Genomic DNA, 1,922 nt, shown 5'->3' on the forward strand with positions numbered 1-1,922 from the left:
ATTTTTTCACATATTTGACGCCCTGCGATACTAAACTTACCACTTTTTCAGTGGCGTCCCTATAGAGGTGGGAGTCATCTCCCATCTGATGTATATAATATCTCTTTTACAGTTCTCTCCAATTCTTACAGAAATCAATGTAAGATCAGAGATAAAATTTTATTTCTGGTGCAACCATTTTTTCAGAATTTCTTCTCTGTTTACGCTGCTGTCTGTCTCGCAAATCAGACGGCGGATGGTCAGCAGACGTCCCGGAGATACGGACAGCTCATCGATACCCATTGCCAAGAACAGTTCTGTCAGATCACTGTCTGCACCAAGTTCACCACAGATACCACACCAGATGCCTGCTTTATGTGCATTCTGAATGGTCTGATTGATCATACGAAGTACGGCGATATGATGTGCATCAAAGAAGGAATCCAGTGACTGGTTCTGACGGTCAATCGCCAGTGTATACTGTGTCAGATCATTGGTTCCGATACTGAAGAAGTCTACTTCTTCTGCCAGCAGGTCACTGATGGTTGCTGCTGCCGGAGTTTCGATCATGATACCCTGCTCTGGTGTGCCATACGGAACATTGTCTGCATCCAGCTCCGCTTTTACTTCTTCCACGATAGCTTTGATCTGTGCAATCTCGGATAAAGAAGTGATCATCGGATACATGATCGCAATGTTACCAAATGCACTTGCACGGAACAGTGCACGCAGCTGTGTCTTGAAAATTTCCGGTCTGGTCAGGCAGATACGGATGGCACGTACACCCATAGCCGGGTTTTCTTCTTTTGCCAATTCAAAATAATCTGCCTGTTTATCAGCACCGATATCAAGAGTACGAATGATAACACGTTTGCCTGCCATCGTCTCTGCAACTTTTTTGTATACCTCAAACTGTTCTTCCTCTGTCGGATAAGTCTCAGATTCCAGATATAAGAACTCACTTCTGAAAAGTCCGATACCTTCTGCACCATTCTGAAGCACAAGTGCCAGATCTTTGACATTTCCAATATTGGCGTAAGTTAAAACTTTTTTACCGTCAAGGGTAACGCTTTCTTTATTTTTAAAGGTCTGAAGAAGTTCTTTTTTCTCCTCTTCCTCTTTTTTCAGAGCTTCCATTTTTTCCATGGTCTCTGCATCCGGCTCCACGTAGATCATACCGTGATTTCCGTCTACAACAGCCAGTTTTCCGTCCAGATCATCGGTCAGCTCCATCTCTGTGCTCACCAGCGCCGGGATTCCCATGGTACGGGCAAGGATTGCTGTATGGGAATTTACAGAACCATGTACTGTTACGAAAGAAAGTACTTTGTCTTTTTCAAGCTGAACGGTCTCACTCGGAGCCAGATCGTCTGCCAGAATGATCACTGGCTCATCCGTAACGACTTTGCTCTTGTTCTCACCACTTAAGTTTGCGATCACACGCTCGGAAATATCACGGATATCTGCCGCACGCTCTTTCATATAGTCGTCATCCATCTCCGCAAACATGGAAGAAAAATGATCGCTTGTTACTGCTGTCGCATACTCTGCATTTACCTTCTGGGTGCGGATGATATTTTCCGCAGAATCCTGATAATCCTCATCTTCCAGAAGCATCTGATGCATTTCAAAAATAGCTGCATTTGCCTCGCCGACTTCTTTGACCGCCTTATCATACAGTTCGCCTAACTGTGCCTGGGCAGCTTCCTTCGCATCCTGAAAACGTTTTACTTCAGCTTCCACGTCCTCGATTTTCTGACGTGTTACCTGCTGCTCACCTTTTTTGTATACGCATAAATGTCCAATGGCAATGCCACCAAATACGCTTTTTCCCTGATAGACGTTCATACCAAACTGTTCCTTTCCTAATCTTAATATATTTGTCCGCTTCATTTTTTATTCAAGTCGAACGCACGTGAGACTTGGTGCGTGATTCTGGTCAG

General features: G+C 44.4%; 1 protein-coding gene. It reads right to left on the reverse strand.

All coding sequences use genetic code 11. From position 1 onward, the window contains the following. Nucleotides 1-159 precede the first annotated feature (159 nt). The gene (gene ptsP / locus LG34_RS14150; RefSeq protein WP_109216643.1) at nucleotides 160-1,827 is read right to left on the reverse strand and encodes a phosphoenolpyruvate--protein phosphotransferase; all 1,668 of its coding nucleotides are present in this window, start codon (nucleotides 1,825-1,827) and stop codon (nucleotides 160-162) included. Between the last annotated feature and the right edge of the window lie 95 nt (nucleotides 1,828-1,922).

The sequence above is a fragment of the Eubacterium ramulus genome, from assembly GCF_003122485.1.
GTDB classification, from domain to species: domain Bacteria; phylum Bacillota; class Clostridia; order Lachnospirales; family Lachnospiraceae; genus Eubacterium_I; species Eubacterium_I ramulus_A.